Here is a 754-nt window from a genome sequence, read left to right as displayed (position 1 = left end):
GGCAGGGCCGCGTCGACCTGAGGGTGCCTGGCCGGCACAACGCGCTGAACGCCGCGGGCGCGTTCACCGCAGGGCTGGGACTGGGCCTGCCGAGCGGCGAGCTGCGCGAGGGTCTGGCCGGGTTCACGGGGACCCGCCGCCGGTTCGAGCTGAAGGGTATCGCGCGGGGTGTGCGGGTCTACGACTGCTACGCGCACCACCCGACCGAGGTGGCCGCGGACCTGGCGGCTGCGCGGTCGGTCGCCGGCGACGGCAGAGTGGTCGCGATCTTCCAGCCGCACCTGTTCAGCCGGACCCGGATCTTCGCCGACGAGTTCGGCAGGGCTCTCGGCGGTGCGGACGAGGTGCTGGTGATGGACATCTACGCGTCCCGGGAGGATCCCGAGCCGGGCGTGACCGGAGCGCTGGTGGCATCCGCGGTGGCGCTGCCGCCCACCCAGGTGGCGTTCGAGCAGTCCTGGTCCGCGGCGCCGGCGTTGGCCGCGTCGTGGGTCCGCCCGGGTGACGTGCTGCTCACGATGGGCGCGGGCGACGTGACGATGATCGGCCCGGAGGTCCTGGAGCTGCTGACCGAGACAGCTGCGAGCGTGGAGCGGGTGTGAGCACCGCCACGCGATCTGCGAGCGCTGAGCGGTTCGCGGCGCGTGCCCGCCGCCGGAGGCTGCGCGGGATGGTGCGGATCGTGTTGGTACTGCTGGTGGTCGCGGTGATCGGCGTCGCTGTGTGGCTGGTGCGGTGGTCATCGGTGCTGTCG

Annotated in this window: 1 protein-coding gene; it reads left to right on the top strand. The window is 73.1% G+C overall.

The genetic code is table 11. The annotated features are described in order from the left end of the window. The coding region (locus ELR45_RS36605) for a glutamate ligase domain-containing protein (RefSeq protein ID WP_276320630.1) at window positions 1-602 on the top strand (602 nt) is incomplete at its 5' end. Between the last annotated feature and the right edge of the window lie 152 nt (window positions 603-754).

The organism is Phytoactinopolyspora endophytica (assembly GCF_004138495.1).
GTDB lineage: Bacteria > Actinomycetota > Actinomycetes > Jiangellales > Jiangellaceae > Phytoactinopolyspora > Phytoactinopolyspora endophytica.
Note: the sequence above shows the minus strand (reverse complement) of the source record. Positions and strands in the feature narration are given on the sequence as shown.